Origin of the sequence: Streptomyces sp. NPDC007808 (assembly GCF_042868655.1) — a bacterium.
Lineage (GTDB): Bacteria > Actinomycetota > Actinomycetes > Streptomycetales > Streptomycetaceae > Streptomyces.
In genome coordinates, this window is record NZ_JBIAEQ010000001.1 from 1043430 (window position 1) to 1069799 (window position 26370).

The 26370-nt window shown below is 72.7% G+C and carries 23 protein-coding genes and 1 pseudogene; 13 read left to right on the forward strand and 11 right to left on the reverse strand.

Annotation, left to right across the window (positions count from 1 at the left end; translation table 11 throughout):
• The first annotated feature begins 53 nt into the window (after window positions 1–53).
• On the forward strand, window positions 54–935 hold the full coding sequence (locus ACFYNL_RS04530; protein ID WP_388796270.1) for a YegS/Rv2252/BmrU family lipid kinase: 882 nt from the start codon (window positions 54–56) through the stop codon (window positions 933–935).
• 60 nt (window positions 936–995) lie between these two features.
• Here the strand turns inward: ACFYNL_RS04530 and ACFYNL_RS04535 are convergent, their stop codons facing one another.
• Window positions 996–1361, reverse strand: coding sequence for a helix-turn-helix transcriptional regulator (locus ACFYNL_RS04535; RefSeq protein WP_388796273.1), 366 nt, complete (start codon window positions 1359–1361; stop codon window positions 996–998).
• A 130-nt stretch (window positions 1362–1491) separates the two neighbouring features.
• Here ACFYNL_RS04535 and ACFYNL_RS04540 point away from each other — a divergent pair, with 130 nt between their 5' ends.
• The 3 genes from ACFYNL_RS04540 to ACFYNL_RS04550 all read left to right on the forward strand — a co-directional run bounded on the left by ACFYNL_RS04540 (window position 1492) and on the right by ACFYNL_RS04550 (window position 4961).
• Window positions 1492–2214 (forward strand): ANTAR domain-containing protein, encoded by a 723-nt coding sequence (locus ACFYNL_RS04540; RefSeq protein ID WP_388796276.1) that lies wholly within the window; start codon window positions 1492–1494, stop codon window positions 2212–2214.
• Between the two features lie 58 nt (window positions 2215–2272).
• Window positions 2273–2725 carry a flavodoxin family protein gene (locus tag ACFYNL_RS04545; protein ID WP_388796279.1) on the forward strand — a complete coding sequence of 151 codons (453 nt, stop codon included), beginning with the start codon at window positions 2273–2275 and terminating at the stop codon, window positions 2723–2725.
• A 220-nt stretch (window positions 2726–2945) separates the two neighbouring features.
• Window positions 2946–4961 carry a DUF1996 domain-containing protein gene (locus tag ACFYNL_RS04550; protein WP_388797317.1) on the forward strand — a complete coding sequence of 672 codons (2016 nt, stop codon included), beginning with the start codon at window positions 2946–2948 and terminating at the stop codon, window positions 4959–4961.
• A 110-nt stretch (window positions 4962–5071) separates the two neighbouring features.
• Here ACFYNL_RS04550 and ACFYNL_RS04555 read toward each other — a convergent pair whose 3' ends face one another.
• A complete protein-coding gene (locus tag ACFYNL_RS04555; RefSeq protein WP_388796282.1) occupies window positions 5072–5740 on the reverse strand; it encodes a TetR family transcriptional regulator in 669 nt (222 codons plus the stop codon).
• A gap of 69 nt (window positions 5741–5809) precedes the next feature.
• On the opposite strand from ACFYNL_RS04555, the gene ACFYNL_RS04560 reads away from it, so the two are divergent.
• The gene (locus tag ACFYNL_RS04560; protein WP_388796285.1) at window positions 5810–6496 is read left to right on the forward strand and encodes a class II aldolase/adducin family protein; all 687 of its coding nucleotides are present in this window, start codon (window positions 5810–5812) and stop codon (window positions 6494–6496) included.
• Window positions 6493–7422, forward strand: a complete 930-nt coding sequence (locus ACFYNL_RS04565) for a carbohydrate kinase family protein (protein WP_388796287.1) — start codon at window positions 6493–6495, stop codon at window positions 7420–7422. Before ACFYNL_RS04560 ends, ACFYNL_RS04565 begins: the two co-directional genes overlap by 4 nt.
• Window positions 7423–7465: 43 nt before the next feature.
• On the opposite strand, the gene ACFYNL_RS04570 is transcribed toward ACFYNL_RS04565, so the two are convergent.
• Window positions 7466–8407, reverse strand: coding sequence for a hypothetical protein (locus ACFYNL_RS04570; RefSeq protein WP_388796289.1), 942 nt, complete (start codon window positions 8405–8407; stop codon window positions 7466–7468).
• On the reverse strand, window positions 8395–8607 hold the full coding sequence (locus ACFYNL_RS04575) for a hypothetical protein (protein WP_388796291.1): 213 nt from the start codon (window positions 8605–8607) through the stop codon (window positions 8395–8397). Before ACFYNL_RS04575 ends, ACFYNL_RS04570 begins: the two co-directional genes overlap by 13 nt.
• A 73-nt stretch (window positions 8608–8680) precedes the next feature.
• Between ACFYNL_RS04575 and ACFYNL_RS04580 the strand changes: the two genes are divergently transcribed.
• Window positions 8681–9871, forward strand: coding sequence for an MFS transporter (locus tag ACFYNL_RS04580; protein WP_388796294.1), 1191 nt, complete (start codon window positions 8681–8683; stop codon window positions 9869–9871).
• Between the two features lie 35 nt (window positions 9872–9906).
• Window positions 9907–10283, forward strand: a pseudogene (locus tag ACFYNL_RS04585) (DUF1275 family protein).
• 331 nt (window positions 10284–10614) lie between these two features.
• Here the strand turns inward: ACFYNL_RS04585 and ACFYNL_RS04590 are convergent.
• The 5 genes from ACFYNL_RS04590 to ACFYNL_RS04610 form a co-directional block, all read right to left on the reverse strand.
• On the reverse strand, window positions 10615–12660 hold the full coding sequence (locus ACFYNL_RS04590; protein WP_388796297.1) for a spermidine synthase: 2046 nt from the start codon (window positions 12658–12660) through the stop codon (window positions 10615–10617).
• 93 nt (window positions 12661–12753) lie between these two features.
• Window positions 12754–13377, reverse strand: a complete 624-nt coding sequence (locus ACFYNL_RS04595; protein ID WP_388796300.1) for a histidine phosphatase family protein — start codon at window positions 13375–13377, stop codon at window positions 12754–12756.
• A gap of 149 nt (window positions 13378–13526) precedes the next feature.
• Window positions 13527–15539 (reverse strand): RICIN domain-containing protein, encoded by a 2013-nt coding sequence (locus tag ACFYNL_RS04600; protein WP_388796303.1) that lies wholly within the window; start codon window positions 15537–15539, stop codon window positions 13527–13529.
• A gap of 290 nt (window positions 15540–15829) precedes the next feature.
• The gene (locus tag ACFYNL_RS04605) at window positions 15830–16822 is read right to left on the reverse strand and encodes an alpha/beta fold hydrolase (RefSeq protein ID WP_388796306.1); all 993 of its coding nucleotides are present in this window, start codon (window positions 16820–16822) and stop codon (window positions 15830–15832) included.
• A gap of 173 nt (window positions 16823–16995) precedes the next feature.
• Window positions 16996–17946, reverse strand: coding sequence for an alpha/beta fold hydrolase (locus ACFYNL_RS04610; protein ID WP_388796309.1), 951 nt, complete (start codon window positions 17944–17946; stop codon window positions 16996–16998).
• Between the two features lie 99 nt (window positions 17947–18045).
• On the opposite strand from ACFYNL_RS04610, the gene ACFYNL_RS04615 reads away from it, so the two are divergent.
• Both ACFYNL_RS04615 and ACFYNL_RS04620 read left to right on the forward strand, forming a co-directional pair.
• Window positions 18046–18663: a TetR/AcrR family transcriptional regulator gene (locus ACFYNL_RS04615; protein ID WP_388796312.1), complete on the forward strand. Its 618-nt coding sequence runs from the start codon at window positions 18046–18048 to the stop codon at window positions 18661–18663.
• Between the two features lie 57 nt (window positions 18664–18720).
• Window positions 18721–20223: a HEAT repeat domain-containing protein gene (locus ACFYNL_RS04620; RefSeq protein ID WP_388796315.1), complete on the forward strand. Its 1503-nt coding sequence runs from the start codon at window positions 18721–18723 to the stop codon at window positions 20221–20223.
• A gap of 119 nt (window positions 20224–20342) precedes the next feature.
• On the opposite strand, the gene ACFYNL_RS04625 is transcribed toward ACFYNL_RS04620, so the two are convergent.
• Window positions 20343–21230, reverse strand: a complete 888-nt coding sequence (locus ACFYNL_RS04625) for a DMT family transporter (protein ID WP_388797320.1) — start codon at window positions 21228–21230, stop codon at window positions 20343–20345.
• A gap of 518 nt (window positions 21231–21748) precedes the next feature.
• Here ACFYNL_RS04625 and ACFYNL_RS04630 point away from each other — a divergent pair.
• Window positions 21749–22843 carry a glutamate--cysteine ligase gene (locus tag ACFYNL_RS04630; RefSeq protein WP_388796318.1) on the forward strand — a complete coding sequence of 365 codons (1095 nt, stop codon included), beginning with the start codon at window positions 21749–21751 and terminating at the stop codon, window positions 22841–22843.
• A 60-nt stretch (window positions 22844–22903) separates the two neighbouring features.
• Here the strand turns inward: ACFYNL_RS04630 and ACFYNL_RS04635 are convergent, their stop codons facing one another.
• Window positions 22904–24037: a hypothetical protein gene (locus ACFYNL_RS04635; RefSeq protein ID WP_388796321.1), complete on the reverse strand. Its 1134-nt coding sequence runs from the start codon at window positions 24035–24037 to the stop codon at window positions 22904–22906.
• Window positions 24038–24234: 197 nt separating this feature from the next.
• Between ACFYNL_RS04635 and ACFYNL_RS04640 the strand changes: the two genes are divergently transcribed.
• Together ACFYNL_RS04640 and ACFYNL_RS04645 are read left to right on the forward strand one after the other, a co-directional pair.
• The gene (locus tag ACFYNL_RS04640; protein WP_388796324.1) at window positions 24235–24735 is read left to right on the forward strand and encodes an SRPBCC family protein; all 501 of its coding nucleotides are present in this window, start codon (window positions 24235–24237) and stop codon (window positions 24733–24735) included.
• Entirely contained in the window at window positions 24728–26347 is a 1620-nt protein-coding gene (locus ACFYNL_RS04645; protein ID WP_388796327.1) for a phytoene desaturase family protein, read from the forward strand. Before ACFYNL_RS04640 ends, ACFYNL_RS04645 begins: the two co-directional genes overlap by 8 nt.
• The last annotated feature ends 23 nt before the right edge of the window (window positions 26348–26370 follow it).

The window sequence follows — 26370 nt, forward strand, 5'->3', positions numbered from 1 at the left end:
CACACCCACCCCGCCTCCGGCAGCATCCTTCCCTCGGCCCGAAAGGCACTGCGATGCGACAGTTCACCGCCATCGTCAACCCCACGGCGGGCGGATCCGCCTCAGCTGCCGCGCTGCTGACCGTGGCCCGGCCGCTGCGGGAGGCCGGGGCCGACCTGGAGACCGAGTACAGCCGCAGCCTGGAACACGCCCGGGAACTCGCCCGGGAGGCCGGAGAGCGCGGCCGGGTGGTGCTCGCGGTCGGCGGCGACGGGATGGCCGGCGGTGTCGGCGGGGCCCTCAGCGGCACCGACGCCGTGCTCGGTCTCGTCCCGGCCGGCCGCGGCAACGACTTCGCGCGGGCGCTGGACCTCCCCGCCGACCCGACCGCCCTCGCACAGGTCCTGCTCCACCACGAACCCCGCGAGGTCGACACCATCGAGGTCGAGTCGGCCGTGCACCCCCGCACGGTGGTCCTCGGCAGCGTGTACGCGGGCGTGGACGCGCTCGCCAACCGCCACGCCAACAACGCCAACCTGCTGCGCGGTGCCGCCTCCTACTACGCCGGCGGCCTGCGGGCCGTCACCACCTGGCGCGCCGCCCGTTACCGGGTCACCGTCGACGGCGTGGAACACCCGCACACCGGCTACACGGTCGTCGCGGCCAACTCCGGCTACTACGGCTCCGGCCGCCTCATCGCGCCCGACGCCAGGGTGGACGACGGCCTGCTGGACGTGGTGATGATCCGCGAGGCTCCGCGCCGGCTCTTCTTCGCCCTGATGAACGACCTCAGGACGGGCGCCCATGTGCACCGCCCCCAGGTGAGCATCCTGCGGGGCAGGGAGATCCGCATCGAGGCCGACCGCGAGGTGCCCTACGGCGCCGACGGTGAGGTCGAGGCGACCCTTCCGGTCACGGTCAGAGTGCTGCCCGGGGCGCTGCGTGTACTGAGCTGAGCCCGCACGGCGCGTGGAGCGCCGGCGGGGCCTGCTGTCCCGCACCGCCGCCCGCTCGCCTCACCCGCCGTCCACCGGTGTCGGCGCACGCGCGGCCCCCACCTGCTGCGGTGGGGTGTTGCGGTCCGCCTCGGCCTGGACCAGCAAAGAGAGCAGCTCGGCCACCTTCAGGCCGGCTTCGGCCGGGTGACGCAACACCTTGCCGGGGTCGATGCGGTAGGTGTTGGTACGTCCCTCGCGGGTGTGGCTCAGATAGCCGTCCCGCTCCAGGTCGGCGATGATTTTCTGGACGGCTCGTTCGGTGAGCCGGCAGTGCGCGGCGATGCTGCGAATGCGGACGTTGGGGTTGTCGGCGATCGACGCCAGCACGCGGGCATGGTTGGTGAGGAACGTCCATCCGGTGTGCGGCTCAGGGACTCCGTCCATGCCCCAAGACTACGACTCAGTTTTCACGTATACAAAAACACGCACGGCATTTCATGTATCTGTTGACGTGTCCCGCGGTTCGGGTTCAGTCTGATGACGGAGACGGGGAGCATCTGAGGGAGAGGCGGTCATGCCGGAGCTCACGTCCGTTGCACACGCCGCGGAGGCCGCCGCCGACCGGGTGGACACCGACCTCCCACCAGCGGTGAGCGCGCCGTGCCCGCTGGTCACCACCTTCCACCTCGACGGCGACCGGGCCGTGGTGAAGGTGCGCGGGGAACTCGACCTCGACAACAGTGAGCGGCTGGGAAGCGTCCTGCGTGAAGCGTTGAGCCGCTCGGCCCGCGGTGTCCACCTGGATCTGGCGGACGTCTCCTTCTGTGACTGCTCCATGCTCAACATCCTGCTCACCCTGCGCCGGCAGGCCCTGAAGCAGGCCAAGACGGTCACCGTCCACTCCGCCGGTACGGTGGTCGACCGGCTGCTCGCCCTGACCGGGACACGGACTCTGTTCGCCGGCTCCGGCCCGGACGGGGAGTGCGCCTGGGACCCGCACCCCCAGGACGCGGAGGTCGCCGAGGGACTGCGCATGGAAGTCGCCCAGCTGCGGCGGGCCATGCAGACCCGGCCGACCATCGACCTGGCCCGGGGCATCCTGATGGCCTCGTTCCGGCTGAACTCCGACGAGGCCTGGACCGTGCTGGTCTCGGCCTCGCAGAACACCAACACCAAACTGCACTGCCTGGCCGGCGAGCTGGTCACCGCGGTCAAGGGCGGTCCGCTGCCCGACGAGATGCAGGAGCATCTGTCCGCGGCGATCGACAAGGTCACGTCCGCCGCCCCTGAGCGTTGAGGACCACACCCCGAGCGGCGGGTTGCGTCGTGGACGGGCACGACGGCAGGGTGCGGGTGTGCCCACTTTGCTGATCGTGCATCACACGCCCTCACCCAACTGCCAGGCCATGCTCGAAGCCGTCGTCTCCGGAGCCACCGCGCCCGAGATCGAGGACGTCCAGGTCGTCCGGCGTCCCGCGCTGTCGGCCACGGCGTCCGACGTGCTCGACGCCGACGCCTACCTTCTCGGCACCCCGGCGAACCTCGGCTACGTGTCCGGCGCGCTCAAGCACTTCTTCGACCAGATCTACTACCCGTGCCTGGACGCGACGCAAGGCCGCCCCTTCGGCTACTACGTCCACGGCGGCAGCGATGTGACGGGAGCGGTACGGGCGATCGACTCCATCACGACGGGTCTGGGCTGGCGCCGCGCGGCGAAACCGGTGACCGTGACGGGCGAACCCGGCAAGGCCGACACCGAGGCGTGCTGGGAGCTCGGAGCCACGCTGGCGGCCGGCCTGATGGGCTGACCGGTCACGACTCCCGTGCGACGACGGTGCGTTCGCCCTGTTCATGAAAGATTTCTGTGAATCCGTGATGCCTTTGAACACGGAGGTGCCCGCGTCCGTATAGGGCCAGGGGATTTTCATGCCCTGACCGACCACGAGGCGTAGGAGTACTTCCTTGGGACGCAGCACGCGAAGACGCCCCACAGGCGCACGGCGCGCGACCTTTGCAGCGGTCGCGCTGATGTTGGGCGGCGGCGGCCTGGTCGCGGCCAACGTCTATGCCTCGGCCACCGAGGACGGCGGCGGGGAACCCGTCCAGACCCGATCCGGGCCGGCCGGCACCATCGACTGCCCGGACGTGGGCGCTCGGCTGACCGCGGTTCCGGAGGGTGCGACGGAGGACGTCGCCAAGGAACTCGCCCTGCTCGACCAGCAGATCGCCGAGGCCTACCAGCGACTGCAGAAGTCGGCGCAGGCCGTCCAGCAGGACGAGGGCTTCGCCGACAGCGCGATCATGACGCCGCTGAAGGACAAGCGCACGGCGACGATCGAGCGCGTCGCCATCGCCATCGACCGCGTGGGGGACCGGCCGCAAGGCCTTGAGTCCCTCGCCCCGTGCACGCTGCGCGCGGCCGACGACGACAACGGCGACGCGGGCAACGGCCAGGACGCGGGCGCCGAGAACCAGGAAGGCGCCGACCAGGGCGGCGCCGAACAGGCCGGCGGGCAGCCGGACAACGGGGGACAGCCCGGAAACGGCGGTCAGGCCGGCAACGGCCCCGTCGCCGCGGACTACGTGGACATCAAGTCCGTCCAGCCGAACGTGTCCGCGCCGGCCCTCCAGAAGGGCGCCTCCCGCGGCACCTTCGCCACCAGCTGCGGCGTCAACGACAACGGGCTGTTCAACTCGGACAACGTGATCGTGGCCCCGGGCGTCTCCAACGGCGCCCACCACTTCCACGACTACATCGGCAACCAGTCCAACGACGCCTTCGCCAGCGACGAGGACCTCGCGAACGCCGAGACGACCTGTGTCGACCAGGGCGACAAGTCCACGTACTACTGGCCCGTGCTGCGCCTGCAGAACGGAACGCAGGAACAGGACGCCAACAAGCCCGGTGGCGGCATCGAGGGCAACGCCGGTGAGATCGTCACGCCCAAGGACGTGACGCTGACGTTCGTGGGCAGCCCGCGCGGCAAGGTCACCGAGATGCCCCGGCTGCTGCGCATCATCACCGGTGACGCCAAGGCGTTCGTGAACGGCCCCGGCAACGCCAACGCCTCCTGGAGCTGCACCGGCTTCGAGGACCGGCAGCTGAAGGACAAGTACCCGCTGTGCCCGCAGGGCAGCGACGTGGTGCGCTCGTTCAAGTTCCAGAGCTGCTGGGACGGCCAGAACATCGACAGCGCCAACCACCGCACCCATGTGGCGTTCGCCGCGGCCGACGGCAGCTGCCCCAACGGCTTCCAGGCCATCCCGCAGCTGGTGCAGCGGATCGTGTACGACGTCGACGCGCCCAGCCTCCAGGACGGCGGCCGCACGACCCCGCTGTTCGCGGTGGACTCCTTCCCCGAGCAGCTGCACAAGCCGGTGACGGACCACGGCGACTTCATCAACGTCTTCGACGAGGACCTGATGAAGCAGATGGTCGACTGCATCAACGAGGGTCGCACCTGCGGTGCGGGCGCCGGTGACGGCGGCGAGGACCCGGCTGAGGAGGAGCCGACCGAGGAGCCCCGGCCGACGCAGCCCGCGGGCACGCCGCCGGCGGACAACGACGACCCGAAGCCCGGTGACGGGAAGGGCGACGAAGACGCCGACGCTGGCAAGGGCGACGGAGACGTCGACGGCGGCAAGGGCGACCAGCCGACCGGGGCACCGGCGACCGAGAAGCCCGCGACGCAGGAGCCCGAGACCGGCGAGCCCGAGCCGCAGGCGCCGGCGACCGGCCCGGCGAAGGACGACGAGCCCACCCTGTCGAGCACGGTGGCACCCAAGGCCGAGGGCACCCCGCCGTCCACCGGGTCGGCTCCGGGCGGCTCGGCGAACGACGACGCCGAAGCCATCGGCACTCCGGCGCAGACCGCGCCTCCCGCGGGCGGCGACGACTCCATCGGCGGGTCCGCGGCGCAGGCCCAGACCTCCGGCGGCAGCCTCGCCGAGACGGGTGCCAAGCTGTGGCCCGCCGCCGCCGGAGCGGTCCTGCTGATCGCCGGGTTCCTCCTGCTCATGCGCACGAGGCGACGTACCGGCTGACGGTGACGACACCCGGGAGCGGCGCCCGACACCGGGGTGTCGCCAAGGGGCCCGGACCGGTCAGCCGGTCCGGGCCCCGGGCATGAGAGGGCCGTCGCAGGGGCCCGGCCTCAGGCGCCGGTGCCTGGTGCCCCCTGGCGCGCGACCACAGCGCCGAGATATCCGCGGAGCATGATCTTGGCCTCGTCGAGGAAGCCCGGATCGCCCTGCGGGTCGCGCCGGAAGGCGTCCTGGGCGAGGGCGTCCGCGGCGAGCACGGCGGCGTGGCAGGCCCGGCGGAGGGCCTCGTCGTCGCCCTCGACCCCGAGGGCCCCGAGCACGCGCCGGACACCGTCCGCCATCCGCCGTTTGTGTTCGCGGTCCGCGGCGCGGGTCTGCTCGGTCAGGCTGCTGCCGAACCACAGGGCCCGAAAGCCGTGTTCGGCGCGGTAGATCGCGGCGTAGGCGTCGATGAGCACGCCGACGGGGTCCTCCCACCGCTCGGCCGCCGCCGCATGGACGAGCTGGTCCATGGCGCCTTCCAGGCGGGCGAAGTACCCGGCCGCGAGAGCGTCGATGATGGCGTCCCGGTCGGGCAGGTACTGGTACAGCGAGCCGATCGAGACCTTCGCCTCCGCCGCCACGCGGGTGGTGGTCAGCGCCTCGACGCCCTCATCCACCAGGATGCGCTCCGCGGCTTGGAGGACCCGGGCCAGCCGGGCCTTGCTGCGGGCCTGCCGGGGCGTGCGGCGCAGGGGGACGGGCCAGGAGCCGTCGGGCTGTTCGGTCGTATCGCCCATGGACGGCCTTTCGAACGGGGATCGAACCTGAAGGTGACTTTGATTCATGTTTAGGTTACCGTCGCGTCCATGACGGACTCAAGCTCGGAGCTGGGTCAGGAGCGCGCAGCCGTGGCCGAGGCGTGCCGTCGCCTGGGGGCGCAGGGGCTGCTCATCGGCACGTCCGGCAATGTCAGCGTGCGGGTCGACGACCGTGTCGCGGTCACGGCCACCGGCGCGGTGCTCGCCGAACTGACGGCCGACCAGGTGACCGTGGTCGATCTCGACGGACGCGTCGTGTCCGGAACCCTGCGCCCCACCTCGGAACTCGATCTGCACCTGGGCGTCTACCACCGCTACGGCACCGCGGCGGTCGTCCACACCCATGCCCCCATGGCCACCGCCCTGTCCTGCGTCCTCGACGAACTGCCCTGTATCCACTACCAGTTGCTGGCGCTGGGCGGCTCGGTACGGGTGGCGCCGTACGCCACGTTCGGTACGCCCGCCCTCGCCGAGTCCGTCCTGGACGCCCTGGAGGGCCGCGGCGCCGCCCTGATGGCCAGTCACGGCGCCCTCACCCACGCCCCGACGCTGGACAAGGCGGTCGAGCACGCGCTGCTGCTGGAGTGGGCGTGCGGCGTCCACCAGCGCGCGGCCGCCCTCGGAACGCCCCGCGTCCTGGACGAGGACCAGCAACTCGCGGTGATCGAGGCCGCCCTCGCCCGTGAGTACGGCACCACTCACCCCGTAACGCCTGCGCAGGAGGGAAACCGATGAAGGTCGTCACGCTGGGCGTGCATGTGCTGGACGTGCTGGTGCGACCGGTGGAGGCGATACCGGAGGGACAGGGCGCGACGCTGGTGGAGGACATCAGGATGACCGCCGCCGGGACGGCCGGCGGCACCGCCCTCACCCTCGCCAAGCTGGGCGCCCAGGTGCACAGCGCCGGCGCGATCGGCGCCGACCCCACCGGCGACATGCTGGTCGCACTGCTGCGACGGGCGGGCATCGACACCCGCCACCTCGTCCGCCGCGCGGACACCCCCACCTCCGCGAGCGTCCTGCCCATCCGCCCCGACGGAGGCCGCCCGTCCCTGCACCTGCTCGGCGCGAACATCACCTACGGCCCCGACGACGTGCCCTGGGACACGATCGCCGAAGCGAGCCATCTGCACCTCGGCGGCCCCGAGCTGATCGGCGTCGACACCGCCGCGCGCATCCTGAAGCACGCGAAGGAACACGGTGTCGTCACCTCGGTGGACCTTCTCGCGCCCGGCGCCCTCGGGAGCTTCGAGCAGCTCGCGGCGGCGCTGCCGTACGTCGACCACCTGCTGCCCAACGAGGACCAGGTCCTCGGATTCTCCGGCGAACCGGACCTGGTGGCGGGCGCGCGCAAGCTCCTGGACGCAGGGGCCGGCCTGGTCGCCGTCACCTGCGGCGCCGAGGGCGCGCTGCTCGTGACCCGCGAGGGCACCGACGAGGTACCCGCCTTCTCGATCGACGTGGTGGACACCACCGGCTGCGGCGACGCCTTCTCGGCCGGCTTCGTACGCGGCATGGGCCTCGGGCGCACCCCGTACGAGTCCGCCGTCCTCGGCAGCGCCGCGGCGGCCCTGGTGGCCCAGGGCCTCGGCAGCGATCACGGGGACTTCGACCTCGCCACCGCCGACTCCTTCGCCACCAGGGGCAAGCCGCGCTCGTGAACCGAGGGCACGGACGCGAGGAGCGGTCCGTCGTCGGTCCCGGCTACCCACGGCGTCCGCTCAGGCGTTTGACCTCCTGCGCGGCCTCCCGCGCCCGGCGCTCGGCCCGCGCGAGCGCGTCGGCTCTCCCGCGGCTGCGTTTCTCGGCCTCCTGCTGCTCCCGCTCCGCGGCCTGCAGCTCCTCCCGCACCCGACGCAGCTCCTCCTGCGCGGCGGACACCTCCTGCCGGGCCAGGTCGCACCGGTCACGGGCCCGCGTCAGCGCGTCCTCGGCGTCGGCCTGTTCGGCACGGGCGTCGCGCAGCAGCGCAGCGGCCTCGTCGGCTGCCGCGCGTGCCCGCGCGAGTTGCTCCTGCCGCAGGCGGCGCCGCTCGGCGACCTCGTCCTTCGCCCGTGTCCGGGCCGACGGCCGCGGTGTCCTGGGCGAGGTCCGCTCAGGCCCGGGGCCACTCGTCGTGGCGACGGCGCTCGGAAAGTCCGACGGCGGGGTGAGGGCGCTCTCCAGCCGGCCCTCGGCCCACAGGTCGGCCGCCCGCGGGTCGGCGAGTACGGCGCGCAGGGTGGATTCGACGTCCTGCCGCACACTGTCCGACAGCCGGTGCCCGGCCTCTTCGGCCAGCCGACCCGCCTCCCTGGACAAGGCCGAGACGATGCTCCGCCGCTGCCTGGACAGCTCGGCGACCTCGGAGGCGTCCAGGGTGCGGTAGGCCTCCCGCAGCGCCCGCCCCAGCTCCAGGAACCGCCGGCTCTCCTCCGGATCTGAGCGCAGCAGCAGGTTCGCCGCCCAGGCGGCCAGGGTGGGCCGGCGGGCGGCACCGATCCGTCGGGCGTCCTCCACATGGCCGGCCGTCTTCGCCGCGGCCGCCAGCACGGCCCGCCGGGCGACGAAGTCGGACGGGGGAGTGCCGTACAGCTCGTCGAGCACCGCCTCCACATCGTGCTCCGCGCCGGCCCGCCCGCGCTTGCGCCCGCTCAGGGTGCCCACACCTCCGGGCCGCCCTCGTGCCACTCGATCAGCCCGGACTCGGCGACGTCCAGCTCGTCCCAGTCGGTCAGCCCCGCGTTCTGCAGGAACACCGTCAGGTCGCGGAGGCTGTACGCGGTACCGAGCACCTCGTCGTCGACACGCACCTTGCGGCCGCCCCTCTCGGACGGCGGGTAGACGATCACTCGGCGCTCGGACATGACACCAGGGTCGCCCGCGGCGGGCGGCCCCGCATCCCGGCCGCCCCCTCCCGCGCGGGCTAACGTCGGTGGCATGGCCGGTGATCGCCGAGGATGGCGCGCGTGTCTGCTCAGCGGTGCGGTGTTCGCCGTCTGCATGGCCGGCACCACGCTGCCCACCCCCCTCTACCCCCTCTACCAGGAGAAGTTCGGCTTCTCCGAGTTGACGGTGACCGTCGTCTACGCCGTGTACGCCTTCGCGGTCATCGGCGTCCTGCTGCTGGCGGGCAACGCCTCGGACACCGTGGGCAGGCGTGCGGTGCTGCTGTGGGGCCTGGGCTGCGCCGCGGCGAGCGCGGTCTGCTTCCTGAGCGCGGACGGGCTGGAGTGGCTGTACGCGGGACGGCTGCTGTCGGGACTGTCCGCCGGCCTCTTCACCGGGGCCGCGACGGCCTACGTGATGGAGCTGGCACCTCCGGGCGGTGCCTCGCGGGCCACGTTCGTGGCGACGGCCGCCAACATGGGAGGGCTGGGCTGCGGTCCGCTGCTCGCGGGCGTCCTCGCCCAGTACGCCGACCATCCGCTGTACCTCCCCTTCGTCGTGCACCTCCTCCTGGTGGCCGGCTCGGCCGCCGTGCTGCTGCGCCTCCCGGAGACGGTGGGGGAGCGGCAGCCGCTGCGCGCCGTACGGCCGCGGCGCCCCGCGCTGCCGCCGCAGGTCCGGTCGGTGTTCGGGCCCGCGGCGACCGCCTCGTTCGTGGGGTTCGCGCTCTTCGGGGTGTTCACATCGGTCAGTCCGGAGTTCCTCGCCCAGTCCCTCGACGTCGACGACCACGCCGTGAGCGGACTGGTCGTCGCCTTGGCCTTCTTCTCCTCGACCGCCGGACAACTGGCCGTCGGCAAGGTCGGGGTGGGGCGTTCGCTGCCGCTGGGCTGCGCCGGGCTCCTCACCGGGCTGGCACTGCTCGCGGGGGCACTGCGAGGGGACCTGATGTCACTGGTGGTGCTGAGCGCGCTCGTCGGCGGCATCGGGCAGGGGCTGGCGTTTCGCGGGGCACTGTCCGCGGTGGCCGGGGTGTCCCCGGCCGACCGGCGCGCGGCGGTGATCTCGACACTGTTCGTGGTGGCCTACGCGGGCATCTCCGTGCCGGTGATCGGCGTGGGACTGCTGACGGGCCCGATCGGTCTGGAGAACGCGGGACTGGTGTTCATCGCCTGCATGGCCGTCCTGGTGTCGATCGCGGCCGCCTACCTGCTCCGGCGGCCGGTTCCGGCGCGGACGTGAACGGCCACGAAGGACGTCCCCGGAAACGACGGCCCATGCCCGTGCCGGACAGGCCCGATCCGCTGCCGAAGGCGCTGGTCGCCCTGACCCTGGTCACCGGGATCGTCGACGCGGTGGCCTTCACGGGACTCGGGCAGGTCTTCACCGCGTTCATGACGGGCGACATGGGTCGCTCACGGCACTCGCCGCTTTCGCGGTCGGCGCGGTGGCCGGCAGCCGCCTGGGCGTCGCCGAGGCCGGCCGCCACCGCCGCCGGCTGCCGGCCTCCGCCACGGTCGCGTCCCTCTTGCTGGTGACCGCCGCCCTGGCAGCGGTCGGACTGCGCACGACGACCGGTCATCTCGTGGCGAGGCATGACGCGGTGGTCGCGTCGACCGCGCTGGCGATGGGAGTGCGCAGCGCGACGATGTGACGGCTCGGGGCGATCCTCAACACCACGCCGGTGACCGGCACGCTCGTCACCTGGATCAGGAAGTCGGCACTGGGCGGCGGCACAGCCGACTCCGCCCAGCCGTTCCGTGCCGCCGCCGTCCTTGCGGTCTTCGGCGGCGCTGCCGTCGGCACACTTGCCGCGGGTGGGCCTGACCGCGGCGCTGCTGGTCGCCGCGGCCGGGGTCCTGGCCTCCATCGGCGGCTATGTGGCCCACCCTGCGTCCCGACGGGCACCCGGCCCCTGAGCGCCGCCGGCTCCGCCGACCACCCGGGCCGCCGTCCGGGCCGGGTGTGCTGTCCCGGGACGCGACCTAGGTCTTGGCGGCCAGCGTCTGGTCCGGTTCCGCAGTGGCCTGACCGCCCGGCCCCCGCCCGGCGTAGCGCATGGCGACGCACGCCCCCAGGTACAGGGCGGCGACGATCAGCAGCAGCGCCTGATAGCCCGTCAGCAGAGCCAGGTACTCCAGCGCGCCGCCGGTCAGCGCCCCCAGCAGGTTGGCGCCGAACGCCGATGTCGGGTCGGAGGCCTGCGCGAGGCGGTCGGAGAAGATGAGGTTGGCGCAGAAGATGGGCGCGAAGGCCAGGGCGATGGCCGCGGCGAGCCGCCCCGCGAACGGCAGCGAGAGCACGGCCTGCGTCGGCACGAGCCAGGCCACCGCGAGGGAGCCGAAGAGCATGAACTGCAGGAGCAGCATGTTGACCCGGCGCAGTCGGCGGCGCACCTCGACCGCGGCCAGGACCGAGAGCAGCACCCCGAAGAACACGAGGGCGTTGACCAGCCAGGTGGTACCGAAGTACAGCGCGAAGCCGATCACGTTCTTCGTTTCGAGCAGCATGAAGGCCGCGCCGAGCAGGAACATGTCGACATAGCGGAACGTGCTGCGGATCCGTACCCCGGTCAGCCGTACCGACAGCAGCGTCACCAGCAGGATCGCGCCCAACGCGCCCAGGTAGATGGTGGGGATCGTCCGGTGCAGCAGATACGGGAAGGGATGGTCGTCGGTCGCGGCTGCCGGAACCGGGCCGCTGGGCTTCCAGGTCTGCTTGCAGGACTGGTCGGCAGGTGTCATTCCGGCCACCAGGACGGCCGCGTTCCGCTTGAACGTCGTCATGCAGGGGGCGTGACCGTACAGTTCGTCGAGATCACCGGCGAAGCGGTCCACCAGCCAGGCCTGACGGTAGTAGTTGTACATGGCGAACGCGCCGTTCGGCGCCAGGTGGTCGCGGGCGGCCTCGAACGCCTGACGGGTGAACAGATAGCTCTCCAGCCGCAGATTGCTCGCGCCCGACACCAGGGTCAGGGAGTCCGGGAGCGCCAGGACGATGAGGTCGTACTTGGCGTTCGTCCGCTCCAGGAACGCTCGCCCGTCGTCGATGTACACGTGCACCCGGGGGTCGTCGTAGGGCCGGGCGGGGTGCAGGGTGGCGCCGATCTCCTGCAGCCGGGGGTCGATCTCGACGGCGTCCACGCGCTCCGCCCCCTGCGCCAGCGCGACCGCGACGTCGTTGCCGTTCCCGGCGCCGATGACCAGCACGCGCTTGTGGGGATTGCGGGGTGTCTGGTCGTACGCCTGCCGGTACGGCGAGTTCTCCCTCAGCAGCACCTGGAGCGGCGCGGTGCTCTGGTGCGGGACGCCGTTGGCGGAGATGTAGTACGTCCGGGTCGTCGTCGGCGAGGGCTTGAGCTCGATCTTGTAGTACGGCGACCAGGAGATGCCGGTCGTGGTCGTCTCCAGGAACAGCGCGGCGACCATCGCCGTGAGGGGGATGCCGTACAGCAGGGTGTTGCGGCGCCCGCCGAGGATCAGCAGCGCCACGGCGGCGAGGACGCCCCACACCACCGAAGGGGCCCGCAGCCAGGACAGCACGGCGAAGGAGACCGACCCGGTGATGCTGCCGAGCAGGTCGTAACGGTAGGCGTCGAGCGAGGGGAGCTGGCGGAAGAGGTCGGCGGTGATCTTCCCGATGCCGGCCATGATCACCGCGGTGAGCAGGAAGATGGCCGGCAGCGTCACCCACTGGGGCAGTCCCGTGGTCTTCACGGCGGTGAAGTAGATGACCTCGCTGCTGCTCTGACGCACCTGCACCGGGTACGCGCGGACGAGGACGACGAGGAGTGCGAGCGGGATCGGCGTCCAGCGTTTGAGCCACTGCCCGCGCGCGGCGGGGATCAGGAACCCGATGCCGATGCCGAGGAACGACCCCAGCAGGATGAAGTTCGAGAAGTAGCTGAGGTGGACGACGTTCGCTCCCGCCCATCTGATCAGCGCCAGCTCCACGAAGAGCATGGTGGTGCTGGCCAGCACGAGCCTCCAGCGCACCGAGCTTGCCTTTTGCCCGGTTTTGGTCAGATTCATGGGCGTTTACGGTGCCAGCTTCCGCCCGGTGAGTCGAGATGCCTTGCCGGTCGACCGGGACTTCAGCCGTGTGCCGGGGCTCGGCAGGGCCGGTCAGACGTGCATCTCGGGGGGAAAACCGGTCCAGCGCAGCTCGGCGGGAAGGTGCCGCATGTCGTTGGCGACCAGGACGGCGGCCGGGCGGCCGGGCGCGTAGCGGATGACGGTGAGTGCGGCGTTGGCGTGGTTGAGGCCGAGCCAGCGCCACTTCGGCGCGTGCATGGCGTCCCGGACGAGCCAGGCCACCAGGAAGTTGTGTGTGACGACCAGTTCGTGTCGGTCCTCCTCGCCTTCCACCGGTCCGGTGAACAGCTCCAGGGCGCGGCGGGCCAGCGCGGGTCCGTGCCGCCGTTCCTCCTCGGAGGCGTCGGCGAGAAAGCGGAGGTAAAAGTCGGCCGACTCCTCCGGGGGCTCGTCCCTGGCGGGCATGTGGGGGACGTAGTCACCGGCGACGTCCGAGACGTGCAGTGGAACGTCCTTCAGTTGATCACCGATCAGCCGTGCGGTCTGCTCGGCTCGGGGCAGCGGACCGTGGTGGACTGCGGCGAACGGGATGTCCTTGAGCCGCTCGCCGAGCAGCGTCGCCTGCCGACGGCCCGCATCGGTCAGGCCGCTCCCGTCCGCGGACGCCTCCGCGTGCCGGACCAGATGGAGGAAACGGGTGGCTGTGCCGGTCATCCCAGGACTCCTTCGCGTCAACCGACGATCTTGTGCGGATCGATGGACGCTGCCGTCCTGGGTGTCGGTTCCACTGCCCGGTCCACGGCCCGCCGCCTGCCGCGCCCCTGGGGGACGCGGCAGGCGGCACCGCGACGGCGCCCCGCGGTTCAGGTGCGCGGCGTCGTCTCGTCGGTCACGGCCCAGCGCTGGTTCGCGCCCGACGTGGGCGTCCATGTCGTCACCCGGGAGCCGTCCGCCGTGGCGTGTCCGGAGACGTCGAGCAGTCGGCCGGTGGCGGCGTTGACGAACGTCCATGTGCCGTCACCCGTCGTGGACATGATCCACTGCGCCTGCGGGCCGGGCGCCCCGGGGCCGGGGTCCTCCAGGACCGCTCCACCGTCCCGCACCGCGAGCTGCTTGCCCGTGGCGGCGTTGACGACGGCGTAGCGCGCACGGTTGTCGTGGCCGCGGGTCAGTTTGCGCACGGACCAGAGCTGGTCGTCGGCCGCGCTGTCGTCCGTGCGGATGACGAGCCCGGTGCCCGCGTCGTCCGGTGCCAGCGACCTGCCGCTCTGCACGCCCTGCAGCCGGTAGACATGCCCGGGCTCGACGAGGGCGGCGTCCCGCGCGATCCCGCCGACACCGGACACCCGGAAGGTCGTGACCGACTTCGCGGGGACGGTGAGCGTCGCGCCGCGGCCGGTCACCGGCACCGGATCGCCCTCCACGAGGGCGCCGTCGGCGCTGGTCACCACCGGTGTCACGGAGGCCCACGGGGTGACGTACCCGAAGCGGGAGAGGTCCAGGGTCACCGAGCGTGCCGTGGTGCCGTCGTTGACGTGCACGACCGTGGCCCCGGTGCCGGACTTCTTCACGGCGGCGACGCTGGAGGGGTCGTCGGTGGCGACGAAGCGGTCGCCGGGACGGATGTAGTGGGTGAAGTTGCGGATCGTGTGGAACTTGCTGTTGGCCTTGACGGGGCAGCTCTCCAGCGTGTCCTCGGCCGTGCAGTCGAACGGGACGTGGATGCTGCCCCAGTTCTTCCCTGCGGCCGCCTGCGGCACGGCGTCCTCGACGGGCTGCCAGAACACCCAGGCGGACGGCTCCAGTTCCCGGATGTCGCCGACCATGCGCGTGGCGATGCCCAGCCCGGGCTCCATGCTCGTGAAGTCGGTGCCGGTGCCCCAGGTGCCCTCGACCTCGCTCATCCACAGCTTCTTGCCCGCACCCTTGGCTCCGTCGCGGGCGCTGGTGCGCATGCCCGTGCCGTAGGTGTGCACGTTGAGCTGGTCCACGGCGGCCCGCGCCGTCGTGTCGTACGCGTTCCAGTTGTCCGTGAAGATCTTCGGGTTGGTCTCGTCCATCGCGGACACCGTGGCCCGGGTCCTGGCGTCATCGAGGGCGCGCCGCAGCGCCACAATCACCTTCTGCTGGAGTGCGGGACCGGCGTGCGCGCCCTCCTGGCGACCGCCCGTGGGCTGTCCGTCGGCACCCAACCGGGTCCCCCAGTACGGGGTGTTCGGCTCGTTGAGAGGGGCGATGGTGTCGAACCTGATGCGGTGCTTCTTCTCCAGATGGTCGGTCACCTTCACCAGGTAGGCGGCGAAGTCGTCGACGCGGTCGGCACGAATCTGGTCCGTGCTCGCGTCGAAGCCGCCGGAGACGTATCCGCTGACCGTCTGGAACCAGGGCGGCGAGTTGCTGAACGCCTCCCAGCGGGTCACCTTCTTCTTGACCTGGTCGACCCACCAGCGCTGGTTCGCGTCGGCGGCCCAGTCCCAGTGCGCCGGGTTCTGCGGGTCCCACCAGTCCATGTCGTCGCGGGTGGTTCCCTCGGGGGCCTTCCAGAAGCCCTCCATGGTCGCGCCGACCTTCATGTAGTCCTTGCGGACATCGGGTGCGTTGCCGCCGCCGATGTTGTAGCGCGCGATGTTCAGGCGCAGGCCGTCATGGCCGAACAACATCTCGACGAGCTTCTTGCGGATGGGGTCGGGGTAGCCGCCGGTGATGTTGGCGAACCAGACCAGACTCGTGCCCCACCCTTCGAACGCCTGCTGCTGATAGGAGGGATCGAGCCGTACGGTCACCGCGCTCGGCGGGTCGGCCGCGGTCGCGGCGGGTAAGGCGACGAGGCCCGCGCCGAGCGCCAGGGGAACGGTGAGCGCCAGGGCTCGGGACATGGGACGTCTGTGGGGCATGACCATCCGTTCGTGACGTGGGGGATGACACGAGGACATCTGCTCTGAACCCCGCCCGCCAACGAGAGCAAACAAAAGCAGGCAGAAGTGATCGGACGGAAGGGATGCTGGACGACAGTATCGAACACGTCAAGACATGGCGCAGGGTTCGATCTGATCGCCCGTCACAAGACGGTGGGGAAGGGGAATGCCGCCCGGGGGAACGGGACGCCCCCGCCGGTGAGCTGTGCACCGGCGAGGGCGTGCGGGCGGTCTGGAGGAAGGCCCCGTTCTCAGCCGCCGATCAGGGGTCCCGAGAAGCGGCAGTGCACGGGTTCGGCGTGGGCGGGGTCGAGTGCGTTGAGGACGAGTTGGTGGGCGTTGGAGTCGTAGGCGATCGAGATGTGTTCGGAGAGGTCCTGGGGGCAGATCTCCTGGATCGTGATGTTCCGCACGGTCGCGCCCCGCCCCGGGGTGAGGAACTGGTTGTGATACGGCGTGACGACCTCGTCGTATCTGGTGGCGATCACGGTGTAGGCGACTCCCGGCTGCGTGTCACCGCCCCGGTCGAGCGTGGTGTGCACCCTGGACCCGACCATCTGGTCCGCGTACGCCTGCCCCGCCACGAGGGACACCGTGGGATTGAGGCCCAGTTCTGTCGTGAGGGTGCCCAGGCCGGAGACGGTGGCGCCGTGGTTCGACGGCGCCAGCCCGATGAGTCGGCGCACCTTGTTGCGTGCCGGCTTCGCGGGGTTCGTGCCCCCCTCGAAGCGCAGGTACCACCGAGGCAGCACACCACCGCCCTGGGAGTGCCCCACCAGGTCGACCTGCCGGGCACCGGTGGCGGCGAGCACCCGGTCGACGTAACGGGCGATCTCGCGGGCGGAGTCGGGGATGTGCCGCGTGGCCTTGAACGGAACTCCCGGTTCCCCGCCGTAGTTCGGAGCGAAGACGCAGTATCCGGCCCGCTTCAGCAGGGGGGACAGCATGCTCCAGTTCATGTGGGCGTTCGTGTAGGTGGCGTGCAGCAGGACGACGGGGCGGGGGTGCGCGGCGCGCGGCCGGCACGTCCAGTCGTTCGCCCCGGCCGGCGGGGCGTCCGGCCGGAGGGTGCCCCGGACGAAGGCCGTGGGGGCGGAGAGGACCGTCCCCGCGGGCGGGTTCGGGGCGTCGGCCGCGACCGACTCACCCGGCAGGCCGAGCGTCAGGGCCGTCACCGCGCTGACGGTCGCCCACCAGGTGAGCAGTCGGGAACGCGGCGTGGGTCGGGCAAGGCGATGTGACATTCTTCCGCTCCTAGTCGGATCAGGTCACCAGCGGACGACCAAGATCCTCAAGGAGCGATCGCCGGGACTCCGGCCAACCCGCACCCGGCCCACCCGTTGGAGTAGTGCCTTTCAGCCGTGCGGGTCTGCCCGGTGGGCAACCGCAGTCTTCGCGGAGCCGGGGCTCTCCGGCCTCACTCCTCCCGCTCGGCGCGGGCCGCGGACGCCGTGTGACGCAGGATCTCGCCGGCCAGGCGGTCGTCCAGGGCCGCGGGCAGGGCGTGGCCCATGCCCTCGATCAGGACCAGACGGGCGCCCGGTACGGCGGCCGCGGTGGCCTTGGCGTGCGCGGGCGGGAACATCGGGTCCTCGGTGCCGTGCAGCACCAGCGTCGGCGCGGTGATCGAGGACAGCTGTGCCGTGTCGTCCCCGCCGGCGGCCCCGGCGAGCGTGTGGTTGAGCGCGGCCTGGAGGTCGGGCGCCCGCTCGTACACCCGCCGCTCCATCGCCCGGTACTCGTCCTCAGGGAACGGCAGCACCGGGCCGTGCAGCACACGCCACAGCGGCAGCCGGGCGGCGAGATACGCCTCCGGTCCGGCCTCCGGCTCGGGAAAGGCGCACGCGAGGGCTGCCAGCAACTCGGCTCGGGGCGGGGGAAGTTCGCCGGGAAGCGGCGGTGCTCCCGCCAGGGCGCGCTGCACCGCCGACGCCGTGTCCGTGCCCAGCGGCTGCGACGACAGGCTGGTCAGGGTCACCACCCGGTGCGGGTGGGTGACCGCCAGGCGCTGCGCGATGACACCGCCCAGGGACGCGCCGACCAGATGGGCTCGGCCCACGTCGAAGGCGTCCAGGACGGCGAGAGCGTCGGAGGCCATGTCGGCGACGGTGTACGGCCGGGCGGCGAAGTCGACCCTGGAAGATCGCCCCGTGTCCCGGTGGTCGTAGCGGATGACCCGCAGACCCCCCTCGACCAGGCGGCGGACGATGCCGTCGTTCCACTGGACGCCCTGCGCCTGGGCTCCCATCACCAGCAGTGCCGCGGGGTGACCGGTGTCCCCGAAGTCCTCCGCCCACAGCTGGAGTCCGTCCGTGCGGACGATCCGCTCGCGGCCCGTCAGGTATTCGTTCGTCTTATTTTGCTGCATGGTCGTTCAAGATAATGGCTCGGTGTGAACCTCGCACCCGATTTCCCGGCGCGACCGCCGAGTTGGACGTACCGGGGCCGCCCGGGCACCCTGATCCCCATGGCCGGAGTCAAGGGGCAGGTGCAGAAGCGGGGCGTGGAACGTCGCCGCGCCATGGTGGACGCCGCGATCGAGCTGTTCGCGCGCCAGGGGGTGCGGGGCACCGGGGTGGCGGCGATCGCCGAGCGGGCCGGTGCCACCCCTTCCGCCCTCATCCACCACTTCGGCAGCAAGGACGGACTCGTACGAGCCGTCCTGGAAGAGGCCGACCGGCGCGCCCTCGAACGGCTGTCCATCACGCCGGACACCGAACCCACCCTCGACCAGGCATTCGACTGGTTCGTGCGGGACGCCGCGCACACCGCCGCCGCCGAACGCGAACTGGCCGCCCTGCACACCACGCTCACCGCGGAGAACCTGGAGCCCGGTTCCGTGCTCCACACCTGGTTCCGGGACCGCGGCCGGGCGCTGCGGACCCATCTCGCCGCCCTGTTCACCCGCGCCGCGGCCGACGGCACGGCCCCCGCGGACCTGGACGCGGTCACGCTGGCCGCGGAGACGGCCGCGTTCATCGAGGGCGCCCACCTGCTGTGGCTGCTGGATCCCGAACAGGTGGACCTGATCGCGGTGCACCGCAGCTACTTCGAAGGGCTGGCCGCCAGGCTGCGGATGAAGTGACGACGGCCCCGCGTACAACCCCGGGCCCGCTCACCGGTCTGACTCACCGGGGTGCTCATGGGGTCGGAACAGCAGATCGCCTTCTTCCTGCGCGAGTTGAAGGACGGCGACACCTGGCGGCGCGCGGCCGCGGCCAAAGGGCTGAGCAGGGTCGGGCGCCACGAACACGCCGCGGTGCTCGTCGCCGCGGCGGACGACGGTGCCCCCGAGGTACGTGAAGCCGTGGCCACGGGGCTCGGCCGCCTCGCGGTCGCCGAGGTGGGCCGTGCGGTGCTGACCGCCCTGATGCGGGACGAGGATCCCTGGGTACGGCGCCGGGCCTCGCGCGCCGCGATCCTGCTCGGCCTCGACGGCCCGGAGGTCGTGGACGCCTTCTCCCGACTGCTCGGCGATCCCGACCACCACCTGCGGATCAACGCCCTGGACGGCCTGGAGGCCCTGGGCGTGCCGGGCGACGCACGTCAGCTCGTGGCACTCCTGGGCGACCCGGAAGGAGCAGTGTGGGGACGGGCCCGCGGCCGGGTGTACGGCCTGCGCGACGATCCGGCCGTGCACGCCGAACTGGTCCGAGCGGCCGAGCGGGGAGAGGGAGCCACCCGTGCGCAGGCTCTCGGACTGCTTCCCGGGGAATGGACCGAGCGCCTCATCGACTCGCTGGTCACGGGGCTCCGTGACGACTCGGCCCGGGTGCGGATCGCGGTGGCGCGCCGGTTGCTGGACGTGGAGGCGGCGCGGACGCGGGACGCCCTGGTCGAGGCTCTGGAGGCCGAAAGGGACGCGCAGGTCGCGTCCTGGCTGCTGGACGGGCTCGGCCGACGGGGCGAGGAACGCGTGCTGGAGCCGGCGACCCGCTGGCTCGACGATGCCGTCGTCGGTCCGTCGGCCGCGGACGCGCTGGGAGCCGTGGGGACGTGGGCCACCGTCCGGGTGCTGCGTACGGCCGTCGCCGACTCCTCGCTTCCGGGTCGTACCCGCGCGGCCGCCGCCAAGGCCATCGGGCGGGCGGGGCGCTGGGACGCCGTCTGGCTGCTGCTCCCGCTCCTGGACCACGGCGACGGCGATGTGCGCGCGGGAGCGGTGGACGGCCTGGACGCGCTGGTGGAGAACGGGCTCCGCCCCTGGGAACGCCGTCCCGTGGCCCGGGCGCTGGTGGCCCACCTCGCCGCCGACCCGAACACGACGTGGCGGACCCACAACGCGCTCATCGGCCTCGCGGAAGCGCTGCCCCTGCTGCGGCGGACGGCGGAGCGGACCCCGTCGCCCGCCGTCCGGGCCGCCGCGCTCTCGCTCCTCGACACGGACAACGCCATGGACGAGGACACCGAGCGGGACCTGCCCCGCTTCGCCCGTGCCCTGGACGACCCCGACGAGACGGTCCGCGAGCACGCCGCGGAGAGCCTCGCCCACTGGCTGGCGGCCACCGGGCAGCGACCGCGGGACGAGGAGCGGCTGCGCGCCCGGCTCACCGCCCTCGCCTCCAAGGACCCTGGGGCGGCGACCCGAGCGTCGGCCGAGGAGGCGCTGCGGGTGCTGGACGGAGACGGCCACGGCCCGTCGTGACGGTGGACGGTGCCAGGTCCCGCGGCGCCGGCAGGACGCGAACGACAGACCCCGCAGGGTGGTGCAGAACGCACCGATCACGGCGGGAAGTCGGCACTCGTCCCGTCGGGGAACGGCCATCAAGGCGCCTGGTGCACCTCCTCCGGCGCCACCACCGCCTGGGTGAGCGGAATCCGCGCCAGGGCGAGGACCCCGGCGGCGACCAGCGCGACACCGACGAGCTGCGGCACCAGCCACCACCCGGAGCGGATCTCCTCCTCGTACAGCGTGACGCCCAGGGCGAGACTGACCAGCGCGTCACCGAGGGTGAGGGCGGGCTGGGAGGCGACCAGCGGGCCGGCCTGCATCGCGTTCTCCAGCAGGAACAGGGCGCACACGCCGGTCGCCGCGAACGCGTAGGTCTGCCACGCGGAGAAGAAGGCGCCCAGCCCCTGCTCTTCGAGGATGTGCACGGCGGCCTTCATCAGCGCCGCGGTCACCGCGTAACTGATCGCCGTCGCGGCGCCCAGGAACGCCGCCCTGGCGCGTCCTTCGGGCCGCCGCAGCGCCGCGAGAGCGAGCATGACGACCAGTCCCGTGCACACGGCGAGCGCGGGGATCCACCGGTCCAGTGCCACATGGGTGCGATCGCCGGTGGGGGAGGCGGCGAAGAGCGCGAGCGCCAGCCCCGCCACGACCGCCGCCACTGCCCGCCAGCCCGCGCCCGCCAGTCGCCGGTGCATCAGCAGCGAGGCGACGATCAGGGTGAGCGGCAACTCCAGCACGAACAGCGGCTGCACGATCGTCAGCGGCCCCGTGGCCAGCGCCAGTGCCTGGCAGACGGCCGCGGCGATCACCGCGAGGATGCCGGCCAGCCAGACGGGGCGGCGCAGCAGATCGAGGATCAGCCCCGCCCGCAACCCCTCCGAGCGCGGCACGGTGAGCGCCGCCTTGCGCTGCAGCACCGTTGCGACGGCGTTGCTGAACGCCGCGCACAGCGCGAAGAGGACGGAGAGCGGGGTGTGCAGCGGACACCTCCGGGATCCACGGGCCTGTCACGTCGGCCGGCCGGCTTCCCCGCCGTGAACGATGCCCGGCAGGTCTTTCCTCGCAATGTCACTCCTGCGGTCGGACCGCGCAACTCACAGCCCGTCGCCACCTGCGGGCCCCGGTGCCCGCACCCCGATCCGCGGGCCTGCGGAACCGGGGCGGGTGCCTCCCGTGCGCCGCCGACGCGGCCGACGTGCCCGCACGGTCGGCTGCCGCATGCGGCCCGTTCCCGTACCCGCGGAGCGGACGCGACCCCGCCCGCGCCCGCCCGCGCCCGGCGCCGCGACGGCGGTCTGCCGGACCGTCTGCGCGACCGGCTCGCCGGGCGACTTCGGGTCAGCGGTCTTCTCCCGGCTGTCCCATGGTTTGTAGTGCGTCGGTTGCGGCACTCGGACACCCACATGCGAGACCCCTTCCGAGGAGGTCACCGCTGTATGTCGTGCGTCGAGCAGACGCGTCGGGGACCGGCGGTGCCGGGTGGAACAAAGGGCGGTCGATGACGACGATCGGCGTGGAAGAGGAGTACCTGTTGCTCGACCCGGCCACGGGTCTGCCGGTGCCACAGGCGGAGGAGGTACGTGCCGCGGCGGGGCTTGGGCCCCTGGTGGCCGACCAGGAGGTGCAGCACGAGCTGCTCCAGGCCCAGATCGAGGTGGCCACTCCCGTGTGCGACACGTTGGAGGAGGCGGGCGGTCACCTGCTGCGGCTGCGGCACGCCGTCGCGGTCGCCGCCGAGGAACGCGGCTGCCGACTCGCGGCCTGCGGCACCTGGCCGCTGCGGCGGGCCAGTCCCGTGGCCGTCACCGACGAGGCCCGCTACCGGGCCATGGTCGTCCAGGCGCCGCAGCTGGTGGCGGAACAGCTGGTGAACGGCATGCACGTGCACGTCGCCGTGCCGGACCCCGAGGCGGGCGTACAGGCCCTGAACCGGATCCGGTCCTGGCTGCCGACACTGACCGCCATGTCGGCCAACTCCCCGCTGTGGGAGGGCCATGACACCGGCTTCCGCAGCTGGCGCACCGTGGTCTTCAGCCGCTGGCCGGTCAGCGGCATGCCCCCGTCCTTCCAGGACGCCGGGGACTACGAGCGGCGCGTGAAACGGCTGTCGGACGCCGGTCTGATCGCCGACACCGGCCAGCTGTACTGGCAGGCCCGTCTTTCGCCCCGCTACCCCACCCTCGAGGTGCGGTGCTCCGACGTCCAACTGGGCGCCGACGAGGCGGTCATGCTCGCCGGGACCATCCGTGCGCTGGTGACGACCGCCCTGGCCGAGGCGGACGCCGGAACGCCGACCCTCGACCAAGACCCCGAACTGCTCCAGGCTGCCATGTGGCACGCCGCCCGCCACGGCCTCGGCGACACCCTCGTCGACCCCGGCGGCACCCTGCGTCCGGCAGGCGACGTGGTGAACCGGCTGCTGAGCCATGTGGGCGACGCGCTGGACGAAGCCGGCGACACCCGCCAGGTGACCGCGCTGGTGGACCGGCTGCTGCGCGACGGCACCGGCGCGGACCGCCAGCGCGCCGCTCTCGCCGACGGCGGCCTCCCGGCGGTGACCGACCTGATCAGCGTCCGGAGCACCGTGCCCTGACCTCCCCTGGGGCCTCGGCCGCACCGGCGTCGTGCTCGTCGCCCCGTGCGGAGCCCACCGTCACCGACCGATGTCGAGGCGTTCGGTGTAGGCCTCGGTCGGTGGCGCCGGGGCCGGGCTCGTCATGCCCGCCGACCAGAACCCCGAGGTGCCCGGAACGGGCGTCACGTCGTTGAGGTACGGCGCCGGTGCCGCACCGGCCGGGCCCCGGACGGCCGTCCAGGTGTCGCCGTCCCGGCGCAGGTACGTACTGCGGCTCTGGTCCTGGTGATTCCACCCCGAGATCCACGCCGCGCGCCCCTGCGTGTCACCTGCGATGCCGGTCAGGGACCCGGCGACGAAGCCCGCTTCCAGCCGGGTCCAGGCCGTGCCGTCCCAGTGGCTCAGGGATGGGTTGCCGGGGCGGCCGGGCGGCCCGCCGACACCGGCCTCGGTGCCCACCGCCCACACGTCGTCCGGACCGGCGGCGTGCACATCGGCCGTGCTCAGGCGCAGACCCGCAATCGGCGGGAGGACCGTCCACGCCCCGTCCCAGCGGGCCACGAGCCCCGACCAGCCGCCGCCGGTCGACCGGTCACCGCACACCCAGAGCTCACCCGGCGCGGTCACGACGATCCGGTACAGGTTCGCGCCCGTGACGGGCAGCGGGTCCAGCCAGCGCCAACGCCGCCCGTCGCCGTGCAGCAGCCGGACGGCGTCGCCCCGGGTGCCGCAGACCCACACCTGCCGGTCGGATCCGACCGCGACCGCGCTCAGTCGGACGCCGGGCTCACCCAGGCCCGGGAAGGTGGCCTCTCGCCAGGTGCTCCCGTCCCAGCGCAGCAGCGGGCTGCCGTTCCCGGCCGGCTGCGCCACGCTCCAGGCGGCGCCGGCGCAGACACCGGCGACATCGGTCAGCCGGGTGTGGTTCAGATGCGTCAGGTCGGTCTTCGTCCAGGCGCCGCCGTCCCACAGCATGCCCAGCCCTCGCCCCCGGGACGGTCCGGCGAGCCCCTCCTCACCCACGGCCCAGGCCAGGTCGGGCCCGGCGGCGGCGATGCGGCGCAACTGCGCCGCCGGAGTGCTGCCGGGCGCCGGGACGGCCTGCCAGCCCTCGGCCCGCAGCGCCGGCCCGTCGGCCCTGGACGGAACCGGGCCGAGCGCGATCCCCGAGGCCGCGCCGATCGCCCCTGCCAGTAATCGCCTTCGTCTCACTTCTGGTTCCCCCTCCAGGAGGATCGGGCGGACAGGAGGGACCACCGTGGACCAGCACGGCTCAGGGGTCCAGACACCCGCGTGACAAAACGGGAGGTCCGCGAGGACCCCGAGCATCCGGTCCGGTTGGATCAGCGCTGCGGGGGCACTCGGGGCCGGCCGACGGACAACCCCGGCCAGACACCCTGGAGGTCTCCGTGGCCGTACGCCACCGTCTGATCCGAGTCACCCCGAGCGTCGTGTGGGCCGTCCTCGCCGACGGCAGCCGTTACGCGGAGTGGGTGGTGGGAACCTCACGGTCCGAGCCGGTCCGCGGGCAGTGGCCGCACCTGGACGCGGCCATCCGCTACGAAGTGCGGCTCGGCCCCGCCAGGCTGACCAACGAGACCGTCGTACGCCACTGCGAGGAGGGCGTCCGCCTCGAACTGGAGGCCCAGGCCGGTCCCCTGGGCAGCGCGCGCGTCGCGTTCGAGCTGCGGCCGTGGGGCGAGCACTGCCTGGTGATCGTGGACGAACACCCCCTGCGGGGAGCGGGCGGCCGACTGCACAACGTCGGCTTCGAGGCACTGATCCAGCTGCGCCACCGCGCCATGCTCGCCCGGCTGGCCAGGCTGTGCGAGAACGAGGCCCCCGACGCCCGGCGCATCGAACCCGAGGAGCCCGCGGTGTCCGAGGCCTTCGGAGCCGGCCATGCCTGACGCCGTGGTGATCGGCGCGGGCCCCAACGGCCTGGTCGCCGCCAATGTGCTGGCGGACGCGGGGTGGAGCGTCGAGGTGCTGGAGGAGCAGCCGGAACCAGGGGGCGCGGTCCGCCACGACCGGGGTGTCGACCCCGCCTTCGTCAACGACGTCTTCAGCTCCTTCTATCCCCTCGCCGCCGCCTCACCGGTGCTGCGTGCCCTGCGCCTGCAGGACCACGGGCTGCGGTGGAGCCACGCGCCCAGCGTGCTGGCCCATCCCCTCACCGACGGCAGGTGTGCCGTGCTCGACCGTGACGTCGAGATCACCGCCGCGTCCCTCGACGCCTTCGCACCGGGTGACGGGGACGCCTGGCGGCGGCTGCACGACGTGTGGCAGCGCCTCCACTCCGACCTCCTGGGCACCTTGTTCACGCCCTTCCCGCCCGTCCGGGCCGGAGCCCGGCTGGCGCTGCGGCTGCGCGCCGCGGGCGGACTGCGTCTGGCACGCACCCTGATACTGCCCGTGCGCCGGCTGGGGGAGGAGGAGTTCCGCGGCCTGGGCGGCCGACTGCTGCTGGCCGGCAACGCCCTGCACGCCGACCTCGCCCCGGAATCGGCCGGCAGCGGTGGCTTCGGGTGGCTGATGGCCATGCTCGGCCAGACGTACGGATTCCCCGTCCCGGTCGGCGGCTCCGGCGCCCTGACCCACGCCCTGACCCGACGCCTGGAATCCCTGGGCGGCCGGGTGCGCTGCGGACAGCGCGTGGAGCGGGTCGTCGTGCGCGACGGGCGGGCCGCGGGCGTGCGGACGGCCGCCGGTGACGCGGTGACGGCACGCCGGGCGGTGCTGGCCGACGTGGCGGTGCCCGCCCTGTACGGCGACCTCCTCGAACCCGAGCACCTGCCCGCGCAGCTCCTTGACGATCTGCGGCGGTTCCAGTGGGACTTCGCCACCTTCAAGGTGGACTGGGCCCTCGACGGCCCGGTGCCCTGGCGGGCGGAGCAGGCGACCCGGGCCGGCACCGTGCACCTCGCCGACGGCATGGACGAACTCACCCGCTTCGCCGCGCAGATCGCCATGCGCCAGGTCCCGGACCGACCGTTCCTGCTGTTCGGGCAGATGACGACGGCCGACACCACCCGTTCGCCGCTGGGCACGGAATCGGCCTGGGCCTACACCCACGTGCCCCACGAGATCGGCGCCGACGCGGCCGACGAGGGCATCACCGGCAGCTGGGACACCAAGGACCAGGAACTCATGGCCGACCGGGTCGAACGCCAGGTGGAGCGCTTCGCGCCCGGCTTCCGCTCCCTGATACGCGCCCGCCGCATCCTGGCTCCCCCCACTCTGGAGGCGCTCGACGGCAACCTGCACGCCGGTGCCCTCAACGGCGGCACGACCGCCGTCCACCAGCAACTCGTCCTCCGCCCCGTGCCCGGCACCGGACGCCCCGAGACACCGGTCCCCGGCCTCTTCCTCGCCTCCGCCGGGGCGCACCCGGGCGGCGGTGTGCACGGCGCCCCCGGAGCCAACGCCGCCCGGGCCGCGCTGCACCGGCACCGGCCCCCCGGCCTCGCCGCCGCCCAGCGCCTGCTGACCCGACGCGACCGCACCGGAACCAGCCGCTGACCGCGCATCCGCCGCCGCGACGC

Excerpts from the sequence above, each read along its gene's own strand:
- ACFYNL_RS04530 (WP_388796270.1), top strand. The coding sequence starts at position 54 with ATGCGACAGTTCACCGCCATCGTCAACCCCACGGCGGGCGGATCCGCC.
- ACFYNL_RS04535 (WP_388796273.1), bottom strand. The coding sequence starts at position 1,361 with ATGGACGGAGTCCCTGAGCCGCACACCGGATGGACGTTCCTCACCAAC.
- ACFYNL_RS04540 (WP_388796276.1), top strand. The coding sequence starts at position 1,492 with ATGCCGGAGCTCACGTCCGTTGCACACGCCGCGGAGGCCGCCGCCGAC.
- ACFYNL_RS04550 (WP_388797317.1), top strand. The coding sequence starts at position 2,946 with ATGTTGGGCGGCGGCGGCCTGGTCGCGGCCAACGTCTATGCCTCGGCC.
- ACFYNL_RS04555 (WP_388796282.1), bottom strand. The coding sequence starts at position 5,740 with ATGGGCGATACGACCGAACAGCCCGACGGCTCCTGGCCCGTCCCCCTG.
- ACFYNL_RS04560 (WP_388796285.1), top strand. The coding sequence starts at position 5,810 with ATGACGGACTCAAGCTCGGAGCTGGGTCAGGAGCGCGCAGCCGTGGCC.
- ACFYNL_RS04565 (WP_388796287.1), top strand. The coding sequence starts at position 6,493 with ATGAAGGTCGTCACGCTGGGCGTGCATGTGCTGGACGTGCTGGTGCGA.
- ACFYNL_RS04575 (WP_388796291.1), bottom strand. The coding sequence starts at position 8,607 with ATGTCCGAGCGCCGAGTGATCGTCTACCCGCCGTCCGAGAGGGGCGGC.
- ACFYNL_RS04580 (WP_388796294.1), top strand. The coding sequence starts at position 8,681 with ATGGCCGGTGATCGCCGAGGATGGCGCGCGTGTCTGCTCAGCGGTGCG.
- ACFYNL_RS04590 (WP_388796297.1), bottom strand. The coding sequence starts at position 12,660 with ATGAATCTGACCAAAACCGGGCAAAAGGCAAGCTCGGTGCGCTGGAGG.
- ACFYNL_RS04595 (WP_388796300.1), bottom strand. The coding sequence starts at position 13,377 with ATGACCGGCACAGCCACCCGTTTCCTCCATCTGGTCCGGCACGCGGAG.
- ACFYNL_RS04600 (WP_388796303.1), bottom strand. The coding sequence starts at position 15,539 with ATGTCCCGAGCCCTGGCGCTCACCGTTCCCCTGGCGCTCGGCGCGGGC.
- ACFYNL_RS04605 (WP_388796306.1), bottom strand. The coding sequence starts at position 16,822 with ATGTCACATCGCCTTGCCCGACCCACGCCGCGTTCCCGACTGCTCACC.
- ACFYNL_RS04610 (WP_388796309.1), bottom strand. The coding sequence starts at position 17,946 with ATGCAGCAAAATAAGACGAACGAATACCTGACGGGCCGCGAGCGGATC.
- ACFYNL_RS04615 (WP_388796312.1), top strand. The coding sequence starts at position 18,046 with ATGGCCGGAGTCAAGGGGCAGGTGCAGAAGCGGGGCGTGGAACGTCGC.
- ACFYNL_RS04620 (WP_388796315.1), top strand. The coding sequence starts at position 18,721 with ATGGGGTCGGAACAGCAGATCGCCTTCTTCCTGCGCGAGTTGAAGGAC.
- ACFYNL_RS04630 (WP_388796318.1), top strand. The coding sequence starts at position 21,749 with ATGACGACGATCGGCGTGGAAGAGGAGTACCTGTTGCTCGACCCGGCC.
- ACFYNL_RS04645 (WP_388796327.1), top strand. The coding sequence starts at position 24,728 with ATGCCTGACGCCGTGGTGATCGGCGCGGGCCCCAACGGCCTGGTCGCC.